Origin of the sequence: Roseibium algicola, assembly GCF_001999245.1 — a bacterium.
Classification (GTDB): Bacteria; Pseudomonadota; Alphaproteobacteria; order Rhizobiales; family Stappiaceae; genus Roseibium; species Roseibium algicola.
On record NZ_CP019630.1, the window covers coordinates 2943808 to 2963921 of the forward strand.

At 59.0% G+C, this 20114-nt stretch carries 20 protein-coding genes and 1 tRNA gene; 11 read left to right on the forward strand and 10 right to left on the reverse strand.

Features of this window, described 5'->3' with window-relative positions; translation table 11 throughout:
* Nucleotides 1-101 precede the first annotated feature (101 nt).
* The 3 genes from B0E33_RS13795 to ispG are packed head-to-tail and all read right to left on the reverse strand — an operon-like array spanning nucleotide 102 to nucleotide 3009.
* Nucleotides 102-839 (reverse strand): DUF429 domain-containing protein, encoded by a 738-nt coding sequence (locus B0E33_RS13795; protein WP_077291508.1) that lies wholly within the window; start codon nucleotides 837-839, stop codon nucleotides 102-104.
* Nucleotides 832-1728 carry a pyridoxal kinase gene (pdxY, locus tag B0E33_RS13800; protein ID WP_077291509.1) on the reverse strand — a complete coding sequence of 299 codons (897 nt, stop codon included), beginning with the start codon at nucleotides 1726-1728 and terminating at the stop codon, nucleotides 832-834. Before pdxY ends, B0E33_RS13795 begins: the two co-directional genes overlap by 8 nt.
* Nucleotides 1729-1749: 21 nt before the next feature.
* Nucleotides 1750-3009 (reverse strand): flavodoxin-dependent (E)-4-hydroxy-3-methylbut-2-enyl-diphosphate synthase, encoded by a 1260-nt coding sequence (gene ispG / locus B0E33_RS13805; RefSeq protein WP_075284112.1) that lies wholly within the window; start codon nucleotides 3007-3009, stop codon nucleotides 1750-1752.
* 223 nt (nucleotides 3010-3232) lie between these two features.
* Here ispG and B0E33_RS13810 point away from each other — a divergent pair, with 223 nt between their 5' ends.
* From B0E33_RS13810 to B0E33_RS13835, 6 genes are all read left to right on the forward strand, one after another.
* Nucleotides 3233-4009 (forward strand): hypothetical protein, encoded by a 777-nt coding sequence (locus B0E33_RS13810; protein WP_077291510.1) that lies wholly within the window; start codon nucleotides 3233-3235, stop codon nucleotides 4007-4009.
* A 426-nt stretch (nucleotides 4010-4435) separates the two neighbouring features.
* A complete protein-coding gene (locus tag B0E33_RS13815) occupies nucleotides 4436-4849 on the forward strand; it encodes a hypothetical protein (RefSeq protein ID WP_156912403.1) in 414 nt (137 codons plus the stop codon).
* Between the two features lie 104 nt (nucleotides 4850-4953).
* On the forward strand, nucleotides 4954-5841 hold the full coding sequence (locus tag B0E33_RS13820) for a 4-hydroxy-3-methylbut-2-en-1-yl diphosphate synthase (protein WP_077291512.1): 888 nt from the start codon (nucleotides 4954-4956) through the stop codon (nucleotides 5839-5841).
* A gap of 198 nt (nucleotides 5842-6039) precedes the next feature.
* Nucleotides 6040-6822: a 3-hydroxybutyrate dehydrogenase gene (locus B0E33_RS13825; RefSeq protein ID WP_023002766.1), complete on the forward strand. Its 783-nt coding sequence runs from the start codon at nucleotides 6040-6042 to the stop codon at nucleotides 6820-6822.
* 72 nt (nucleotides 6823-6894) lie between these two features.
* Nucleotides 6895-7908: a patatin-like phospholipase family protein gene (locus B0E33_RS13830; RefSeq protein WP_031270129.1), complete on the forward strand. Its 1014-nt coding sequence runs from the start codon at nucleotides 6895-6897 to the stop codon at nucleotides 7906-7908.
* A 438-nt stretch (nucleotides 7909-8346) separates the two neighbouring features.
* Nucleotides 8347-9177: a pentapeptide repeat-containing protein gene (locus tag B0E33_RS13835; RefSeq protein WP_075284116.1), complete on the forward strand. Its 831-nt coding sequence runs from the start codon at nucleotides 8347-8349 to the stop codon at nucleotides 9175-9177.
* A gap of 259 nt (nucleotides 9178-9436) precedes the next feature.
* Here the strand turns inward: B0E33_RS13835 and B0E33_RS13840 are convergent, their stop codons facing one another.
* Entirely contained in the window at nucleotides 9437-10237 is an 801-nt protein-coding gene (locus B0E33_RS13840; RefSeq protein WP_023002769.1) for a MipA/OmpV family protein, read from the reverse strand.
* Between the two features lie 228 nt (nucleotides 10238-10465).
* Between B0E33_RS13840 and B0E33_RS13845 the strand changes: the two genes are divergently transcribed.
* Complete coding sequence (locus B0E33_RS13845; RefSeq protein WP_023002770.1) at nucleotides 10466-10762, forward strand: YggT family protein; 297 nt, start codon at nucleotides 10466-10468, stop codon at nucleotides 10760-10762.
* A gap of 488 nt (nucleotides 10763-11250) precedes the next feature.
* Here B0E33_RS13845 and B0E33_RS13850 read toward each other — a convergent pair whose 3' ends face one another.
* Complete coding sequence (locus tag B0E33_RS13850) at nucleotides 11251-12141, reverse strand: LysR family transcriptional regulator (protein ID WP_062486532.1); 891 nt, start codon at nucleotides 12139-12141, stop codon at nucleotides 11251-11253.
* Between the two features lie 89 nt (nucleotides 12142-12230).
* Here B0E33_RS13850 and B0E33_RS13855 point away from each other — a divergent pair, with 89 nt between their 5' ends.
* From B0E33_RS13855 to B0E33_RS13865, 3 genes are all read left to right on the forward strand, one after another.
* Nucleotides 12231-13214 carry an aldo/keto reductase gene (locus B0E33_RS13855; RefSeq protein WP_062486536.1) on the forward strand — a complete coding sequence of 328 codons (984 nt, stop codon included), beginning with the start codon at nucleotides 12231-12233 and terminating at the stop codon, nucleotides 13212-13214.
* Complete coding sequence (locus tag B0E33_RS13860; RefSeq protein WP_077291513.1) at nucleotides 13211-14098, forward strand: DMT family transporter; 888 nt, start codon at nucleotides 13211-13213, stop codon at nucleotides 14096-14098. Before B0E33_RS13855 ends, B0E33_RS13860 begins: the two co-directional genes overlap by 4 nt.
* A gap of 333 nt (nucleotides 14099-14431) precedes the next feature.
* Complete coding sequence (locus B0E33_RS13865) at nucleotides 14432-15019, forward strand: glutathione S-transferase family protein (RefSeq protein ID WP_077293309.1); 588 nt, start codon at nucleotides 14432-14434, stop codon at nucleotides 15017-15019.
* Between the two features lie 231 nt (nucleotides 15020-15250).
* Here B0E33_RS13865 and B0E33_RS13870 read toward each other — a convergent pair whose 3' ends face one another.
* The 5 genes from B0E33_RS13870 to B0E33_RS13890 all read right to left on the reverse strand — a co-directional run bounded on the left by B0E33_RS13870 (nucleotide 15251) and on the right by B0E33_RS13890 (nucleotide 19650).
* Entirely contained in the window at nucleotides 15251-16630 is a 1380-nt protein-coding gene (locus B0E33_RS13870; protein WP_077291514.1) for a DUF5624 domain-containing protein, read from the reverse strand.
* A 362-nt stretch (nucleotides 16631-16992) separates the two neighbouring features.
* Entirely contained in the window at nucleotides 16993-17184 is a 192-nt protein-coding gene (locus tag B0E33_RS13875; protein WP_031270137.1) for a Trm112 family protein, read from the reverse strand.
* 41 nt (nucleotides 17185-17225) lie between these two features.
* Nucleotides 17226-17903, reverse strand: coding sequence for an LON peptidase substrate-binding domain-containing protein (locus B0E33_RS13880; protein ID WP_023002780.1), 678 nt, complete (start codon nucleotides 17901-17903; stop codon nucleotides 17226-17228).
* 84 nt (nucleotides 17904-17987) lie between these two features.
* Nucleotides 17988-18989, reverse strand: a complete 1002-nt coding sequence (trxA, locus tag B0E33_RS13885) for a thioredoxin (RefSeq protein WP_023002781.1) — start codon at nucleotides 18987-18989, stop codon at nucleotides 17988-17990.
* A gap of 139 nt (nucleotides 18990-19128) precedes the next feature.
* Nucleotides 19129-19650 carry a prolyl-tRNA synthetase associated domain-containing protein gene (locus B0E33_RS13890; protein WP_023002782.1) on the reverse strand — a complete coding sequence of 174 codons (522 nt, stop codon included), beginning with the start codon at nucleotides 19648-19650 and terminating at the stop codon, nucleotides 19129-19131.
* A 244-nt stretch (nucleotides 19651-19894) separates the two neighbouring features.
* On the opposite strand from B0E33_RS13890, the gene B0E33_RS13895 reads away from it, so the two are divergent.
* Nucleotides 19895-19969: transfer RNA gene (locus B0E33_RS13895), tRNA-Gly, on the forward strand.
* Nucleotides 19970-20114 lie beyond the last annotated feature (145 nt).

Genomic DNA, 20114 nt, shown 5'->3' on the forward strand with positions numbered 1-20114 from the left:
GGGAACGGCGCGCGTTTTAGCAGGTTTTGGCGAAAAGGGAAGGGTGGGGCATGCCTTGAAGGATTTTCAGGAAAAGCAGGAAAATGGACAACGCGAGCGCATTACGCCCAGATCGCCATCCTCAGGCCGCGCTCATCGCGGCGGAAGTCCTTCGGAAACGGTTCCGCTTCTCCCCGAAAGATCCGCTCGGCAATCAGGCTGTTGGCGGCGGCATCCAGAAGGTCGTCGCGTCCGCAGCCGCGCGGGGGGCTCTGGTCAAGAAACTCTCCGGGCAACCCCTTGGAGACGAGAAGGTCCCGCCGCTGGTCGAGGCCTGCCGGGTTGGCGCGGCTCTTGACCTTCTTGGGCAGGCTCATTTCCGCGTCGTCGTTGAGGCGCCAGAAGGCAAGTTCCGGGTGTACCTCGTGGACGCATGTCTCCAGCTCCGGTGACATCAGGGCGTCGATTTCCCGCATTTTCGGGAAAAGGAAGAAACACTGCTTGGAGACTTTTTTCGGCGGGTCGGACGTGGCGAGTGCCGTGTTGCAGGCCTTCAGGTAATCGTCTTCATAAACGGCGGGGCGGGCGGGCACAGAAAACACCGAGGATTGGCGCATGCCAAGGTGCTTGCGAGCAGCCTTTTCCGGGCCGCGACCGCCAGGGCCGATGCGATCCGGAAAGCCTATGGGCATGTCGACAGCGACAATGGCAAGATGCGGGGTGTGTCCGACAATATCCGCGAAGGTCGGAAAGACGATCAGATCCAGATCGGCGGGGTCTTCCAGATTGCGGATGACCGCAACCCAGCCGGCCTTGCAGCCGTCGACACCGGCAACCCTTGTGCCTGCCTTGTCAGGCACGGGCCTTTGCTTCCAGAACCCGGCGCGAGGTGACGAGAGCCATGGCCCTCACCACGGAGTTCTGTTCCTCGGCGAACAGCAATTCGTCCGCGCCCTTGCGCACGCTACGGGCAACCAGTTCAAAAACAGAGGCTGACGCACGTTTCAGGGCTTCCTCGTCGTTTTGACCGGCCAGAAGATTGGCCAGGAACAGGCCTGCGATCAGGTCTCCGGTGCCGTGCGGCGGATTGGCGATGGAAGCATGTTCGGCTGCAACGGCGCCACGCGGGCCTGCCAGAAGGTTGGCAATGGCATTGCGGCGCAGGGCTGGCGAAGAGGTCACCATCACGCGCTCGTTGCCGAGAACCCGGGCGGCGGCGAGAGCCTGCATTTCGCTGTCGATCTCGCGGCCCGTCAGCCAGCCGAGTTCAAAGGCGTTGGGCGTGACGACATCGGCCAGGGGCACCAGCTGGTCTCGGATTGCCTCGGCCGTTGCCGTGGGCACATAAAGATTGCCGCTGCCGTCGTGCTGGTCGCCCATGACCGGATCGCACAGGTATGGCGCATCCGGATTGTGGGTCTTGAGCGCCTTCACAAGTGACGCGATGGCAGCCGCCTGTTCCGGATTGCCGAGATAGCCGGAAATCACCGCGCCGACTTCGGCCAGTTTCGGGGATGCGGCAAGATCCTCAACAATGGCGGTGAAGTCTGCTGCAGGGGCAACGATGCGAGTGCCCTTGCCCTGTCCGGGATGCCAGGGCAGCAGGATGGTCGGCAGAAACCAGACATCGTGGCCGATCCGTTCCAGCGCGAAGGTCAGACCGCGACCGCTGATACCGCCACGGACCACCTGGGAGGTGATCACCAGAACCGGCTTTTTCTGTGGCTCGGGGGCGCCCGGCTGCATCATGGGATGGTGTTCCTTCCGGGGTCAGGCAGCGTCGGAAGACGACTTGCTGCCGGTGCCGTAGCGCTTTTCGATATAGTCCAGAACCATCTGCTTGAACTCGTCGGCAATGCCGGGACCACGCAGGGTCATGACCTTCTCGCCGTCGATAAAGACAGGGGCTGACGGTGTTTCTCCGGTGCCGGGCAGGGAAATGCCGATGTCGGCATGCTTGGATTCGCCCGGGCCGTTGACGATGCAGCCCATCACGGCCACGTTGAGGCTTTCAACGCCCGGATATTGTTCGCGCCACTTGGGCATGGAAACGCGGATGTGATCCTGGATGTCCTGGGCCAGTTCCTGGAAGACGGTGGACGTTGTGCGGCCACAGCCCGGGCAGGCGGCCACCACCGGCACGAAGGCGCGGAAGCCCATCACCTGCAAAAGCTCCTGCGCCACCTGCACCTCGCGGGTGCGGTCGCCGCCGGGTTCCGGCGTCAGCGACACGCGGATAGTGTCGCCAATGCCCTGCTGCAGGAGAATGCCCATGGAAGCGGCGGAGGAAACGATGCCCTTGGTGCCCATGCCGGCTTCGGTGAGGCCGAGATGCAGGGCATAGTCGCAGCGACGGGCGAGATCGGCATAAACGGCGATCAGGTCCTGCACCTGGCTGACCTTGGCCGAGAGAATGATCTTGTCACGGCCCATGCCGAGGCCTTCGGCGCGTTCGGCGGACAGAAGCCCGGACTGGATGATCGCTTCGCGCATGACAGCCGCTGCTGAAACCGGATTTGCACTTTCGGCATTCTCGTCCATCAGCTTCGTCAGAAGTTCCTGGTCGAGAGAGCCCCAGTTGACGCCGATCCGGACGGCCTTGTCGTGCTTCTGCGCAATATCGATGATCTGCGAGAATTGCGTGTCGCGCTTGGCCTTGAAGCCGACGTTGCCCGGGTTAATGCGGTACTTGTCGAGTGCTGCGGCGCAGTCGGGATAGTCGGTCAGCAGCTTGTGGCCGATGTAGTGGAAGTCGCCGACCAGCGGCACCGTGATGCCGATCCGCTCCAGCCGTTCCTTGATCCGCGGCACCTGGGCGGCCGCTTCCGCACGGTCCACGGTGATGCGGACGATTTCAGAGCCGGCGCGGGCGAGCGCGGCCACCTGCGCGACGGTTGCATCGGCATCCGCCGTGTCTGTATTGGTCATGGATTGCACCACGATGGGTGCATCGCCGCCAACCATCACATTGCCGACCTTCACACCGACGGAGGAGCGGCGGGGCAGGGCTTTCGCGAAATCATCGATCATCACAGGAACCAACGGGTTTTGAGCGTTTGCCCCTCATATGAGGGAACTGGGGCCGACTTTCCAGCGCATGATTAGGGCGTGCGGCAAAAAAGGGCAATGGCAGAGCCGCGGCAAAGGCAGGTCGATCTTCAGGCTCGCGGACGTTGCCACATGGTTTTCAGCCCGCTATGAGCTTGCATGGGCCGGCCCTAACCGTCGGCCGTCTTGTTGTGGAGGGTGCTGCATGTTGAAACGGTTGCTGTCGGACTCTGTTTCCATTGTCTTTGGCAATCTGGAAACCGTGTTCAAGGTTTGTGGTGGCTGGTTTCTCCTGCAGTTTGTGCTGTCTCTCTTCATTCTGGCAAATGGCGCGCAGATCGATGAGGCGACCGCGCCGGAAGATATTTCCGGAACGACGGTCCTACTGCTGGTAACGACCATGGTGATTGCCCTGCTGTCGTCCGCTTCCATTTCGGTCGCCTGGCACCGGTTCGGTCTGTTGAACGAGCGGCCCGGACCGCTGCACTTTCGCGTTGGCGCTGTCGAGTTCCGTTTCATCGGGCAAATGCTTTTGTTGTCGCTGGCCGCGGTCGTTGTCGTGCTGCCCGCGGGGCTGGTGATCGGTGTGCTGTCGAGCCTGTTCAAAAGCACCGCCATGACGGTGGTTTTGTGGATCGTCGCGATATTCATTCTCGCCCCGTTCCTGTTCCGCCTGAACCTCAGCCTGCCGGCCGTTGCCGTTGAGCGACCGCTCGGCTTCAGTCAGATGCTTCAGTTCGGAAAGGGCCTCGGCATGCCGATGTTCCTGGCCGCACTTATCCTGATCCTGCCGTTTGTCGTCGTTGGCGAGGGGCTGCAGTATCTTCTTGGTCTTCTGTCCGGCGGCCTGCCGGCAGCCCTCATCCAGATGAAGATCCTCGTGCTCAACGTGCTGGTGCAGATCATCGTTACCGTGCTGGGAATCTCGATCCTGACGGCAGGTTACCGGATCGCGATGGAGCGGCCGGCTGAGGCGGCTTGAATTGCCGACGGCCGCTTATGCTCCAGAATTTCGCAGAGTCAGGTCATTGATTAGGTTTATCCAATTCCGGGGCTCAAAATGATCAAAGATGTTTTTCAAGGCGCAGTTTTTTTAATTGCCAGGAATAAGCTCTTCTCTCTTGTTTTTGTTCTTTTGCTTTCGCTATTTGGCTTTCAAAGAAATGAATATGAATATTTTTCCGTTGCAACGCAAAGCATTGAACCAATTATATTCTAAAACTATTTCGACGCTTCCTTTTTTGTTGGCTGCTGCATTGTTCTTGCAGCGCTTCAATACGCCTGGTTCCGGAAAGTAGCACCAAGGCATGTTTCAAACAGTGTTGCAGGTTTTTTGGCCTGCGGTGCGGGTTCAGTAATAGCAGTGGCCATCTTGCTTCCTTACTATGATTTGGGAGGCATCCAGTTCATGGGATTTGTTTTTCCTGTGATTTTTTTGGGTTTGGTCTTGCTTTTAGTATCGCCAATCTTGCTGCGGCTCGCATTCGTCATGCCCGCATTCGTTTGGAGTGCCGAGCAGCAATCGGGTTCATTTTGGCGTCAGGGGGCAGGATTCGGCTGGCCGATGACGCTCGCAATCTGTGTATTGGCAATGCCTTACTGGCTCGTTTTTGGATTCTTTCCAGGATTGTATTATGTGGAAGTGTTTCAATTCATTGATAAATCCGAGTATGGATTTCCGGTCTTGGTCGCTTTTCTGATCGCCAAGTCGTCGCTGTTGGCTGGTCTTGTGCTCTTTACGGTGGCTGTCGTATCCGCTGCCTATAAAATCTCAGCGCTGAGAACGCCCGACGCCGCAGAAACGTCGCGTGTGTCTGGATGATGAGCTAACAGGGCTCGGAGCGGCGCCCATGGAGTGGTCGGCAGGGCTGGTGCGTCGGCCTGAATCGCGTATCCTGCGGCCGTTGCAAGCAACCGGAGCAGACCATGTTTTTCACCGTTCTGGAACGTTCGCTGTCGTTGGCGCAGCATAATTTCGGGACGCTTCTGAAAACCGGCTGGGCCTATATCCTGCTTCTGGTCGCCCTGAATTTCGCCATTGGCGGATCGCTGATGCCGGAAAGCGGCTTCAAGACCGTTTCCTACATGACCGAGCCGGTGGCCGCTGCCGATGAAGGCGCGCTCAGGGCGCTGGCAGCCATTGCCAACCTGCTGGTCGGCTTTTCCATCGCCATTGCCTATGTGCGGCGCATCTTGATCGACGCGCGGGATTTTCCGGTCACCTTCGGGGCGCGCAACATACGCGTCATTCTCAACCAGATCGTCCTCAGCCTGATCGGCGCCCTGTCACTGATACCGCTGGTGATTGTTTCCCTGCTGCTGGCCGCGGTCACGGCGGGCATCGGACTGCTGCTCCTGTTTCTGGCACCGTTCGTTGCACTGATGGTGGTGCAACGCTTTTCCGTCGTGCTGCCGGCATCGGCGGTGGACGATCCGCTGACGCTCAAGGAAAGCTGGCGGGCAACGTCCGGGCTTGGCTGGGCCATGGCCTTTGCGGCGCTGGTGATGAGCCTGCTTGCAGGTTTCCTGGTCGGCATCTGGGCGGTCGTTCTTGGCGTTAGCGATGGATTGATGCCTGCCAGCGTCTTGTGGCAGCAGATCCGTTCGGCGGTCTTTCCGATGGGCACCATGCTGATCCTGGTCTGGGCGTTTGCCAGCCTGCACGCGACCTTCTACGGCCTGATCCGCGAACGCTTTGCCGCGCAACTCGGACTTCGACAGGAAGATCTTTCCAAAGTGGAGGAAACGCGGGATGCCGCCAGGGCCCGTGCACGCAAGGCGCTTGAAGGGGCGCAGCGCATGAACCGGCGCTGATGAAGGCAACATGGATCAAATTTCATCATTCCGATGTTGCAGTGCGGCGATAACTGGTCGAATGTGTGCCTGAAATTTTCTTTTCTGACGCCTTGTTGCCTTTCGTGGAAGGCAGAACGAGGCCAAGCCTTTCAACGATCCGTTTCCGGATGGCCGGACACTCCCGGCCGATGATCCGCCGATCAAGGGAGATCCCAAATGCTTGCCAACAAAACCGCCGTCATCACCGGATCCACTTCGGGCATCGGGCTCGGCTGCGCCCGCGCCTTCGCGGAAAAAGGCGCCAATGTCGTGATCAACGGGTTGGGTGATGCCGATGAGATCGAAAAGACCCGGGCCGCCATCGAGGCGGATTTCGGGGTGCGCTGCACCTATTCGCCGGCAAACATGCTGAAAGGCGACGAGATCGCCGGCATGATCGCCGATGCGGAAAAGGAATTTGGCGGTGTCGATATCCTGGTCAACAATGCCGGCATCCAGTTCGTGTCGCCGGTCGACGAATTCCCGGTCGATAAGTGGGATGCCATCATCGCCATCAACCTGACGTCCGCCTTCCATGCGATCCGCGCCGCGTTGCCCGGCATGAAGTCCAAGGGCTGGGGACGGATCATCAACACGGCTTCCGCCCACGCGCTGGTCGCCTCGCCCTACAAGTCCGCCTATGTGGCCGCCAAGCACGGCATTGCCGGTCTCACCAAGACCGTGGCGCTGGAAGTTGCCCAGCAGGGCATCACCGTCAACGCCATCTGCCCGGGCTATGTCTGGACACCGCTGGTGGAAGCGCAGATCCCCGACACAATGAAGGCGCGCAACATGACCGAAGAGCAGGTCAAGAACGACGTCATGCTGGCCGCGCAGCCGACGAAGCAGTTCGTGACCATTGAACAGGTGGCGGGCTATGCGGTGTTCCTGTGCTCCGATACGGCATCATCGATCACCGGCTCGATCCTGCCCATCGATGGCGGCTGGACCGCACACTGATCCACGCTGCTCGCGGTGCGGGCTGATGCCTGCCCGCGACCATCGCCGAACCACCAGAACGAGGGAGCCGTCATGGCCGCGCCTAAGAAGATCAACCTTGCCCTTCAAGGTGGCGGCGCCCACGGCGCCTTCACCTGGGGCGTTCTGGACTGGTTCCTGGAAGACAAGCGGCTGAAGATCGACGCCATCAGCGGCACGTCGGCCGGTGCCATGAATGCGGTGGTGCTTGCTGGCGGCATGCAGGACGGCGGCGAAGACGGTGCGAGAGAGCGTCTTGAAGCTTTTTGGTACGAGGTCAGCCGACAGGCCAAATACAGCCCGATCCAGCGTTCGCCGCTGGACGTGTTCCTGGGGGAGTGGAGCCTTGATCATTCCCCCAGCTATCTGTTCTTCGATGTTCTGACGCGGTTTGCGTCGCCTTACGAATTCAATCCGCTCAACGCCAATCCGCTGCGCGATGTCCTGGAAAAAACCGTCGATTTCGACCGTGTTCACCAATGCGAACACATGAAAATCTTCGTTTCGGCAACTAACGTCTTCACCGGCAAGATCCGGGTGTTCAGTGAAAAGGAAGTCACGCTGGATGCAGTGATGGCATCCGCGTGTCTGCCGCAGGTGTTCCAGGCGGTGGAAATCGAGGGCGAGCCTTATTGGGATGGCGGCTACATGGGCAATCCGCCGCTCTATCCGCTGTTCTACGACACCGACACGCCGGATGTGATGCTCATCCAGATCAACCCGATCGAACGGCGCAAGGTGCCGAAGACCGCGCGGGAGATCGTCAACCGGCTCAACGAGATCACCTTCAATTCCACTCTCCTTCGCGAGCTCCGGGCCATCGACTTCGTCACGCGCCTGATCGAGGAAGGCAAGCTGTCGAGCGAGGAATACATGAAGGTCAACATGCACAGGATCTCCGCCGGGGAGCTGAAGCCGCTGCAGGCCTCGTCGAAACTCAATGCCGAATGGGCGTTTCTCACCGATCTCAAGGACCTTGGGCGCAAGACCGCGCAGGAATGGCTCGAGCGGCACTATGACGACATCGGCAAGCGCTCGACCATCGACGTCAAGGAAGAGATTTCCTGACGGGCGTCCGGCTCAATTTCTTAACCTTTTGTTAGCCGTGTTTGCAGGTGGCGTTGCAATTTGCAATGCAGCAGATGTGAAGAAAGTCTAAACGGAATCAGCATCTTGTGTCAGGCGGTTTGAACGGAACCAGATCTGGTTTGAATGGCTTTGAAAACAAATTGGCAAGGCTTTTGCGTTTTGATTGGCACGCTGATTGTCAGGTAGTGCGTCGTCAGCGCTTAGATGGACGGAAGGAGTGGGCACTCGCGACCCCGCCTGCTTCTTCCCTCCCTCCCTTGCTTCCCGGCGATGATGCCGCCCTGCGGCAAAGGATCGCCACGATGTGAAGCGGATCTGCCTCATTTTCTCACTTTTTCAATCTTCTGATCGGATACAGTCCTTCAACCGCCACAAGTGCGACCTATCTTTAGGTGGAGATTGGCAAAGGGATTCGCGATGAAAAACAGGGTGACCCGGGTTCTTGCAGGCTGCGTTGGCGCCATGGCCCTGCTGGTGGCAGCCGGTGGAGCACAGGCTGGCAGTGACGAAGAGCGCATGGCCGAGATCAAGGAAAAGGGCGGTTGCCCCGGTTGCGATCTTCGGCTGGCGGAACTTCGTGGTCTAGTTCTTGAAAACGGTGATTTCGGCCGTGCCAATCTGCGGGAAGTCGACCTCAAGGAAGCCCTGTTGAAAGACGCGAACTTCAAGGGCTCCGATTTCCGGCGGACGGAAGCCGAGCGGGCGGATTTCTCCGGTAGCGATTTTTCCGGTGCGAACATGCGCTCCGTCGATCTTGAAAAAGCCAATCTGAACAAATCGAATTTCCAGGATGCGGACCTTCGGGACGCGGACCTGAACACGGTTGAGGCAAATGGAGCCGTTTTCGACGGCGCGGACATGCGCAATGTCCTGTTGACCCGGTCGATTGCGGACGCGGCTTCCTTCAAGGGTGCCAAGATGGATGATGCCAACCTTGAGCGCGTGGACCTGAATGGCGCCAACTTCCAGGATGCCCGCATGCGCCAGGCCAAGCTCGACAGGGTCAAGGCTCATAACGCCAATTTTTCCGGGGCGGATTTCACAGGCGTGCGGCTGGTCAGTTCGGACCTGACGGGCGCAAATCTGAAGGGTGTTGATTTCGATGGCGCTCTTCTGCGCCGTACCCGTCTCGCCGGGGCGGATCTGTCGGGTGCCTATAATCTCGACCCCAGCCGCATCCTCGGTGCCTGCGGCGACGAGAACACGAAGCTGCCGAACGGCATCAAGCTCGTCCCCTGCGCCTACTAGGTGCGTCCGAGCGGTTCTCCGTCCATCCGACTTGCCACTTCGCGAAGTGAGCGTTCCGGCTTTGCCGAAACGCGTGCACGGGTTGCGCAATGATCGTGCCTGCAGGACAGGTCAAGCCGACTTGATCTGAACAACTTCCATGCGCTCCCGGGATGTATGTCCCGAACAGGCGGATCAACCGGCGTGTCGGTCGACCGGAAACAAAAAATGCTGCCACACGTGGTGCGGCAGCATCTTGAACATTGCGGAAACGGGTTTCCTAGAACAGGTCGAAGGCGAAACGGTAGGTGACGCCGGCACCGATGCTGAACTGGTTTTCGCTGCCGTTCTTGGCGATCGGGCTGTCCGCTGCGTCGCCAACCAGCCGGTCATAGCCACCTTGCAGGTGCAGGCGGACGTCGTCGTTGAAATCGTAGCTGGCACGGGCTGCCAGGCCGACGCTCTTGAAGCCGGCGCTCGGGTTGAACTTCGTCAGGCGGCCACCACTGTTGGCTGCTTCGGTCGAGCTCACGCCGAAATAGGTGTCCATGTATTCGTCAGAGGCAAAGCCCGCACGCGGACCGAAGCTGACTTCCCACTTTTCAGCGGGATAGACGATGCCGTCGAGGCCGAGCTGACCAACCTGGCCCGTGTGCCCGTTGATGCCCTGACGCAGTTCGGCGAAAGCGCGGAAATGCTCGGTGCGGAAACCACCGCCGAGACCGAGTTCAAGCGCCCAGTCGATGGTGTTGGTGCCGGTCAGATCGGTGCTGTCGCTGGCCTTGCGTTCGCCGATGAAGTTGAACGACGGGTAGAAGAACACACCGGACTTGCGGCGGCCGTCGACAACCTGGCCAAGGCCCGGGAAGTAGAAGCGGCCGACCGAAACGATCGGGAAGGGGTAGACCAGATAGGAGTCTGCAGCCTCGTAACGCGGCTGGACAATGGCGCCGACACCGAGGTCAACCACGAACTGGCGGTTCGCATCCTGCTCAGACAGGTCTCCACTCTGCGCCAGAGCGGCTCCAGACACAGCGCTTAGAGCAAGCGCCAGCGCGGCGCGCGTCATCAACTTGAACATTCAACCCCATCCGACAAGGAATTCCGTTGGCAGGAAGATAGCACGAGAAGGGCTTACACAAACCCTAAGCTGAGAGGGTTTTGCCGGACTGTTGCATTTCCGCACCGCCCTGTTGCTGGTGCGAAGCTTAAGCACAATCAAATGTCGGTGACGCTGCCGTCTTGCAGCAGGGCTGTCAGGAAGCTACATGAGGGCAAGACCAGATTTCGAACGGCAACGGACCGGACCATGACCGCACTCTTCAACGTGATACTGCTCGCCCTTGAACTCTACACGTATGTGATCATCGCCAGCGCGATCTTCTCCTGGCTCTATGCCTTCAACATCGTCAATTCGAGCAATCAGATCATCAATTCCATTGGCCGGGTTCTCTACAATCTGACGGAGCCCGCGCTCCGGCCGATCCGCCGGTTCCTGCCCGATCTCGGTGGTGTCGACATCTCTCCGGTGATCCTGCTGCTGGCGATCATCTTTGTCCGCCAGCTGATCATCCTGAACATCCTGCCGATGTTCCGAGGCTACTGACGCCCTCACCATGAAGGGCCCGGGCCGGTGTGCCGGGCTTCAATAGGTTGCTCCGGCCTCTTCGTCCCAAGTGCTTCACGCACATTTGCATCGGGATGGCGGGTCGCAACAGGTTATAAAAAAGCCCGGGTCAATCGCCGGGCCTCTAAGCCTAAGTGTGGTTGCAAGTAAAACGGCTCCAGCGTTTAGCGAAGCAGACATTCGCGCCAGATTGGCTCGCAGGCGCTTCCCGGCCCAACGGGACGTTCGATCAGTCTGCGGCGAAGGTCTGCCTGGAGCCCGTTCAAGACCTTCGGTGCTTTGCACTCAACGACTTTTAAGGGCGGGGAGCTGTCATTCGCTGCGGCGTGGTCGAACGACCGGAATTTGGCTGGAAGAACACTGGCTACTTTACTCGATGAGAGCGTTATCGTGGTCGTTCGAACAAGGGATTGCTTTTGCCACATGAGGCTCGCGACAATCTCATCGCCCTTTTTCGATTCAGACTCTCAACGCAGCCGAAGTGTTTTTACGACGGATTGCAGCGCTGCGGAGGATTGTCGCCGGTTTGGAAAATAGAGGTGGTAGCCGGCAAAGGGCGAACACCAGTCTTCAAACAAACGAACCAACCTGCCCGAGGCGATGTCTTCCTGAACGTGGTCTTCAGGCAACAGAGTGAATCCTTGTCCGGCAACGGCTGCGGCACAGCATAAACGTGGCGTGTTGAAAGCTGTTCGGCCATCGACCCTCACATTCAGCGCACGCCCCTCCTTTTCGAATTCCCAGACATAATATCCACCGAGCGTTTCGAGCCGGAGGTTGATGCAATTGTGTTCCACGAGATCCCGCGGATGTTCCGGGGGCGAGACGGCATCCAGATAGGATGGAGAGCAGACGAGTGCCATGCGAAGATCCGGACCGATGCGCACCGCGATCATGTCCCGGTCGATGCTTTCGCCAAGCCGCACTCCCGCATCGAAACGTTCCGCCACGATATCCGTCAAACGGCTTTCGACAATCAATTCGATCCGCAGGTCAGGATGTTGGACGAGAAGCGGCGAAAGTCTGGGCCAAAGAATTGTTTCCGCCGCCAGGGCAGGCGCTGCGATCCGGATCAGGCCGGAAGGTTCCTCGCGGAGCGAGCTCAAGGCGGCAATCTGGTCGTCAATTTCCTCAAGCGGCACCGCAAGGCCATCCGCGAGCCGCTCTCCCGCCTGCGTCAGAGATACTTTTCTGGTGGTCCGATTCAGCAAGCGCAGGCCCAGTGCAGCCTCCAGCCGCTTCACCGAATTGCTGACGGCCGATTGAGAAGTGCCAAGCCGTGCCGCTGCCCTGGTGAAGCCGCCCTGTTCGACCACTTCCAGAAAGACATTCAGGTCAGCCAGGTGATTGCGCCTCATTCATTCGATTCCAGTATCAGTCTAATCGAGATTATGCCCATTATCGATTTAAACTGCAGATGATACCGTGTCGATCATCGGAGGGAAAAATGCTCATACGCAAGATTGGTTCCGAAGGGCTTGAGGTTTCCGCGCTGGCACTCGGCGCCATGGGGTATGGCGAACTGCGCGACCGCCAGGGCCTGATAGAGCTCCTCAGAGCGGCAGTAGACCGGGGCATCACCCTGATTGACACCGCCGAGTCCTACGGTCCGTGGACAAACGAGGAAATCGTGGGAGAGGCACTTCGCCCGCTTCGCGGCAGGGTCCAGATAGCCACGAAGTTCGGCTGGGACATCGATCAAAAGACCGGGCGGCACAAGGGCGGCGTAAACAGCCGGCCGGAGCAGATCCGGAATGCGGTTGACGGCTCTCTGAAGCGGCTTGGCGTCGATGTCATCGATCTCATCTACCAGCACCGGGTCGACCCAAACGTGCCCATGGAAGATGTTGCCGGTACGGTCGCCGATCTCGCCGCAGCCGGCAAGGTACGCTATTTCGGCTTGTCCGAAGCGGGGCCAGCCTCCATCCATCGTGCACATGCGGTCTTTCCCGTCTCGGCGCTGCAAAGCGAATATTCGCTTTGGACTCGGGATCTGGAGCAGGACGTTTTCCAGGTGCTCGAAGACCTGGGGATCGGGCTCGTTCCCTTCAGTCCTCTTGGAAAGGGTTTTCTGACGGGCAAGATCGACCAGGATACGAAGCTCGATGGCGCGGATTTCCGGAGCAACATCCCGCGATTTGATCCTGAGGCCCGGGCTGCAAATGCTTCGCTGGTCGAAGGCCTGACCGGGATTGCAACACGTGTCGGCATCTCGACGGCGCAATTGGCACTTGCCTGGATGCTGGCCAAGAGGCCGTGGATCGTGCCTCTCTTCGGGACGCGCCGTGTCAGCCGGTTGGAGGAAAATTTGGGCGCGTTGGACGTTGAACTCTCCAGCGATGATTTCGAGGAAGTCGATCAACTCTCTGCTGGTTTCCAGGCGCAAGGCGACCGTTACCCCGAAGCCTTCCTGAAGCTTTCGGGCCAGTGAACACTTTGGAGGAACCCGGTCTTCCACTCCGTGCGGCACTTGCCGGGATCGCATTGGTACTGGCAGCGACCTTCTCCTTTGCGCTCGGAGACGTCAGCACCAAATATCTTGCTGGCCGCTATCCCGTCGAAGTCATTCTGGCAGTGCGCTACGCGCTGAACACGGCGCTTTTGCTGGCTTTCGTTTATCCGAAGCTGGGCGCCCGCCTTTGGGCAACCAACCGTGTCTGGCTTGTCATAGGCAGGGGTGGTTGCCTGGCCCTTGCTTCCCTCACGCTCGCCTTGGCCCTTCGCCTGATGCCCGTCGGTGAAACCATCGCCATAATTTACCTATCGCCCTTTGTCGTGATGCTTCTTTCCGCGCCATTTCTGGGCGAGCCTGTCCGGCGCGGGAACTGGATCTGGGCTGCCTTGGGTTTTGCCGGCGTCTTGATCATCGTAAGGCCGGGAGGTGGTCTGGATGCGTTTGGGGTTACCCTCGCCCTTATAAATGCTGGGCTTGCAACAGCCTATCACCTGCTAACCCGTTTGCTTTCGCGCACGGAAACCACAATATCCCTGTTGTTCCATACGGCTTGGGTGGGCACCGTCGTCTTTGGCTTGTGGGCAGCCCCTTCATTGTCCGGACTTGCAATCGCTGCCTTCGATCTTGTCGTCATGCTTGGGCTGGGCGTTGCCTATTCCCTGGGTCACTATCTCTTCACAGCCGCCTATCGCGCAGCGCCGCCGTCTCTTCTGGCGCCTGTCAACTACGCCCATCTGGTGTGGGCGGGAGGACTTGGATTCTTGTTCTTCGGAGATGTCCCTGGCGTGTTCAGCCTGGCCGGGATGGGGCTGATCTGTGTTTCAGGCGTTGCGATTGCCCTGTCTGCACGCCGCAAATGAACTGATCTTCAAGAATTCAATTCCGAAAAGTGCGGTGTTCGGTTTGGAAATGGGTACACATTTCGAAAGTAATGGGGGCGCAAAGCTGCCATTGAATCAATAGGTGTTGGAGGACTGCTCAGGGCCGTAAGCGGCGCCAGTGAAGTCGATTGTTCCACCCCGCGGCATGGCCGGTTTGAGCCCGCTTTGACCAATGCTGCATTTTGCAGCAAAGTCAGCTTTGTAAGAGACTTTTCTTAAACGCACCCATCCAAAATTCGCGTTGGAGAACCCGTGCCCACCATCACCGCATTCAAATCATCTCCCGACAAAGGTGTCGGCCTTGCGCGTGATATGCGTGTCCGTTGGGCGCTTGAGGAAGTCGGCCAGTCCTATGATGTGCGACTGGTGACTTTCAAAGAATTGAAGCAGCCAGCGCACCTCGCCCTCCAGCCCTTCGGTCAGATACCAACCTATGAAGACGGTGACGTGGCTTTGTTCGAATCTGGGGCCATCGTGTTCCACATCGCGGAGCGTCACGCTGGCCTGCTGCCCGGCGATGGAGCAGGACGCGCACGGGCGATAAGCTGGATGTTCGCTGCCCTGAACACGGTTGAGCCTCCGATCATCGAGCGCGACTACGTCAAGTATTTCGAGGCCGACAAGAGTTGGCAAGCGGAACGGTTCGCCATGGTCGATGACCGCATCCGAACACGGCTGGATCAACTCGCCGCCGCCTTGGGAGAGCCGACCTGGTTGGCCGGACCTTTCAGCGCAGCCGATATCCTTATGGTTCACGCGATCCGCAGGTTAGAGGGATCGGGAATACTGGAAGAGTATCCAATCTTTATGGATTACATCGCGCGTGCGGCAGAGCGACCCGCCTACAAGCGAGCATTCGACGCGCAGTACGAGGTGTTCCAGCAAGCCTCGTCGAAGTGAGAAAGCGGACGTTGCCCGCGACAATGTAGATGGCAGCTAAGTCCGCTCACTCGCCATTCAAGGCCCTCGGCTTTTATTAGTCCACGGTTCCAGCATGCTGAAACCACTCCGTACGGCAATTGGAGGATCAAGATCGGCGGCGCAGTCTGCGCGGTACTGCAGACCGATACAAAGCGACCGCAGCGATGGCGGTTATGGCATTCACCGCAGTTCCCTTGACCGCAGGATGCTCTAGCTTTTCGGCTTGGGGTATCGCTTGACACCCTTCGGGAACCCGGCGTTCACGCCGGGAATTTTCAGCGTGCTGGTGTCCCACCCGTTGGCTTTCAGCGCGCCTGGCAGCCAGAACCCAACCGAGTTTGACAGCAGCTGGTCACCGTTGATCAGCGAATACTTGAGCCGCATCATGAAGGCATCGATGTCATCCGCCGAGGTCAACGGGTAATCTCCGGGGATTTGCTTCGATAACACGGTTTCAATGTCGTCGACGTTGTAGAACGCATTCCGCGCGATCTGGGTGCGATTGTAGACACCCAGCCAAGCGGTCTGGGAATAAAAACCGTAAGTCGCGGCATTGAGATCACTGGTAAACACTTCAAGCGGGCACTGTGTGATCACCGAAACCTTCGTGCAGGGGGCCACCGCATAGGGCATGATCAGGATGTTCTCTGCCCCGATCTTGCCGTCGCTCAAGACAGGCAGGGCCGCCGCAAGCTGGTTGGTCGACAAGGTCAGCCCCGCCCCATAATTGGTGCCGATGGGCATGTGCACCACAACACGGGCGTCAGCCCAGTTGATTGTGTCGGAGTTGTTGGCGATCATCATTTGCAACTCCTGGACACTGTTGAGTGCCGCCAGCATGAAGGTGCCGATCATCACGTTGTTGAACGGCACTTCATAGCGCTTGTCACCGCCATTGTAGAAATCTTCCGCGACCGACCTGGCGTCAAAATTCTTCACCTTCCCGGTACGGACTCGTTGGACATAATCCAGCGCCATCCACATCCCATAGGTCATCATGGCGTTGATCTCGTCCGGGCGTTCCTTCCAGGAGTGCGCCTCCAGCTTGCTGATCCAGTCAGGGTTAAGCTTCAGCTGCGATGCAGCATGGGCGATGCGGGTCTCGAGGTCCGACAACAGCTTGTCAAAGAGCGGGGAGTTGTCCGCCTTCAGCGCCGCAAGATAGGCAAGGGCGGGGCCAATGTGCGACAACGCCGTCGCCTGCACGAAACCTGTGGCCGGGTCGTTGCGGGTGAGCACATGGTCCAGCAGCTTGCCAGCGGAGGCCTGTTTGCCGTCATACACAAATACACCGTAGCCATTCACAATGACCAAGGGACCATCGGAGGCAATAGGGCCTGCCCCGCCGTTCTTGGCCACCACTTGCGCCAACGCCCAGCCGATGCTGGGGTTGTCTGCACTGCCTTGGCTGCGAGGGAAGATGTTGAAAAGGCAGGTGAACGTGGAATCCACGCTTGGCGGAGCGGCACAAGGATCGGTGCTTTGCGCCCTGAGCGGCAGGGCTAGGCCAAGGATCAAAACGAGAGCGAGCACGGGAACCGAATACAGACGCATATCAAAACCCCTTTGGCTGACGATGCGCGCAATCATACACACTCAAGATTGAGTTGGCATGGGAAGACCACACAAAGTTGTCTCCGGAATGTGGTAAACCCAGTCGTTCCCTTATGTTGACTTCACATCAGGCTTGCTTGCGTTCTGACCCCAGGTCCGCTTTGTCCAGCTCTGCTGCCGTTCGTGCGCGTCGCGACGAATGTCCGGTTCCCGTGCAACGAACGGCGGTTTTCAGGGCCGGGCAAGTCGCAGTTTCCTACTTGTTTCAGATTTTCAAAGCATGTCCGAACCCTGAAAGCCCTGCTGGACCAAGGGGGTCGGCTTAATCTTTTACGCTACGCCCACAATTAGGTGTGGGACTGGGGTCAATCGCCCGGGTTTTTTGATGGCCGGTGGCTTCAGCCTTCCAGCTTGCGCGCCTCATCGGGCAGCATGATCGGGATGCCGTTGCGGATCGGGTAGGCAAGCTTGGCGGTGCGCGAAATCAGCTCCTTGGCGTCCGCGTCATATTCCAGCGTGGTCTTGGTCACGGGGCAGACCAGCAGTTCCAGCAGCTTGCGGTCAACCGGGCGTTCAGTCGGTTCTGTCATCTGGGAGTGTCTTTCAGGTTGGAGCGCCATGTTCGGAGCACTCACTGCAAGGTGGTGCCGCCGTCATTCTGCGAGCGGGCAATGTCCATTTCGGTGATGGCAATCAGGGTTTCGGCACGGGTCTTCAGGTCGCGGGCTTCCAGAAGGGCCTGCTTTTCCTGCGGGCCGTAAGGGCACATCATGCACAGGGCGTTGACCAGCACCTCGGTTTCGGCTTCCGACACGCTTTGCCAGTCGGCTTCAAGGTTGTTGGCGTCCAGATAGTCGCGCAAGGTTCTCAGAAGGCTTGTCCGGTCGACTTCCTCCTCGCCCTGGCCGCACTTGAGGTCATGTGCAAAGGCGGAGAAATCGCACTCGATCTGGCGGAACCTGCTGTAGTCCTCAAGTTCGCGCCCAACGGCAAACCTGGTGATGCCCTGCAGCGTGATCAGGTATCGCCCGTCGCCGGTTTCCTGAAAGCTGGTGAGCCTTCCGACGCAGCCGACGCTGGCAAGAGCCGGATTGTCCGGATCGTCCGAATGACGGTCGGGAGAAGGCTGCACCATGCCGATCAGGCGGTTGCCGGCCAGTGCGGCATCCACCATGTCGATATAGCGCTGCTCGAAGATGTTCAGCGGCAGCTGTGTGCGGGGCAACAGCAAAGCACCGGCAAGCGGAAACACGGGCAGGACCGGCGGCAGATCCGCGATGGTCTCGTAAATGGCATTTCCCGCCTGCATTCCAATGCCTTCTTTGTTTTCGTTATCGCAGCATGACTGCCAGCTTCGTGCTGTTTCCTAAATGTGTGTCAGTTGCGGCGGTCGTCAAGAAAACAGCACGGAGGAAAGCTTGCGACGGCCGTAGGCGCTGGCCGGATCCTTGAAACCCCAGGCTTCGAAGAACTGCAGCAACTGCTTGCGCGCGCCGTCTTCGTTCCACTCGCGGTCGCGGCGAACGATCTCGATCAGTTCGTCGACTGCGCCTTCCTTGTTGCCCTTGCCATTGAGGCCAAGAGCCAGGTCGAAGCGGGCCTGCAAATCAAGCGGATCCTTGGCAATGCGATCCTGAAGCTCGGCAAGGTCGCCGAGGGATGCTGCCTGTTCGGCCAGCTCCACCGCGGCCTTGGCGGCCACATAGGCTTCGTCGGAGTGTTTTTCTTCCGGAACCAGTTCCAATGCCTGCTTGGCCCGTTCCAGATCGTCAGCACCGATATAGCACTGTGCCAGGCCGGCAATCGCGGTCACGTTGTCCGGTTCCATCTGCATCACGGCGCCGAAAAGCTGGGCCGCCTGACCATAATCCTTGGCCAGCAGAAGCTCTGCGCCCTGCTCCAGGAAGGTGTCGGTCTGGCTGACCGGGGCAGGGCCGGCAACGCGCTCGATAAATGCCTGGATCTGGCTTTCCGGCTGTGCGCCCATGAACCCGTCAACCGGCTGGCCATCCTTGAAGGCCACCACGGCCGGGATCGACTGGATACCCATCTGGCCGGCAATTTCCGGATGGTCGTCAATGTTCATCTTGGCCAGCTTTACGCGGCCGCCAGCGGCTTTCACCGCAGCTTCGATGATCGGTGTCAGCTGCTTGCACGGACCGCACCAGGGTGCCCAGAAATCAACCAGAACCGGTTGCTGGCGGGAAGCTTCCATGACATCGGCCATGAAGGTCTGCGTCGTCACGTCGAAGATGAGGTCGCCAGAAGGGGTGTCGCCACCACCGTTGCCGCCGCCCATGCTGCCACCACCCATTTGGCCGCCATAACCGCCACCCATGCTGGCGCCAAAGCCGCCGCCGACCTGGCCGCCGATGCTGTAATTGCCGTTGCTCATGTGCCGCCTCGAATTTTCCTGCCGGTGCCTGGGGCCTGCCGGCTCAAAGTGAATGCCGTTGAAGGGTTGATTTGGCCCATAACATGGAGCCACTGCGCGCGAAATACAAACGCCTTCGCCTGCCGAAAGTGGGTGACCGTTACAGGCCGGCTGCCTTGGCCTCTTCGCTGACCGCCAGAACCTGCGCCGTGTGGCCGCAAGCAGAAGCGAATTTCAGAAGGTCGGCTGCGGAGATCGCCGTCGTCGCGTTGTTCTTCAACGGGTGATAATTCAGCACTTCATGTTGCATCATGGCTGCGTCGAACACGGGCGTGACCCTTTGGGCTTCGCGGTCGTTGATCAGCGAGAAGGGGGTCACCGAACCCGGTTCCACGCCCAGCACCTCCATCAGAAGATCGGCATTGCCGAAAGATACGCGCCCTTGAGCGCCGATGATCTGGTGCACTTTCTTCAGGTCGATTTCCGCGTCGTGCAGGGCAACGATCAGAAACAGCCGTCCCTTCTTGTCCTTCACGAACAGGTTCTTGGTGTGGCCACCGGGAATGCGGTCATGCAGGTCGCCGGACTCGGCAACCGTAAAGACGGGCTCGTGATCCACCGTCGTGACAGGGATCCCGAGTTCCTCGAAATAGGCCAGTAGGTCGTCGCGTGTCGCCGGCATGGGTTTTCCTGAGAATTTTGAGAGCTTTTGCGCTGTCTAACGCGATTTGGCTGCCGGCCACAAGAGGTGAAGGGTAGAAAAAGCGGCAGAAATCTGCGATTTTCCGGCTTTGATTTCACAGGAAATCCACAAATCGACGGCTAAAAAAATTTCTTCAATTTCGGTGTTGCAATCCGTCTCAGCATAGTTCATATACTGCGCCACCGACGCCGAGGCGGTCACCGCCACGGACCAGGGACGCTATGCGGGCGTAGCTCAGGGGTAGAGCACAACCTTGCCAAGGTTGGGGTCGTGGGTTCGAATCCCATCGCCCGCTCCAATTCGACCGAAGGGTCCAGAAAACCAGCATTCGAAAGAATGCTGGTTTTTTTGTTTTTGCTCCGGGATTGGCGGCTTGCCGCGCGCTATCGGCAGTATTTCAAGGTTCGTCTAAACATTGATACAAACCCGGCTCCCAACCTGAA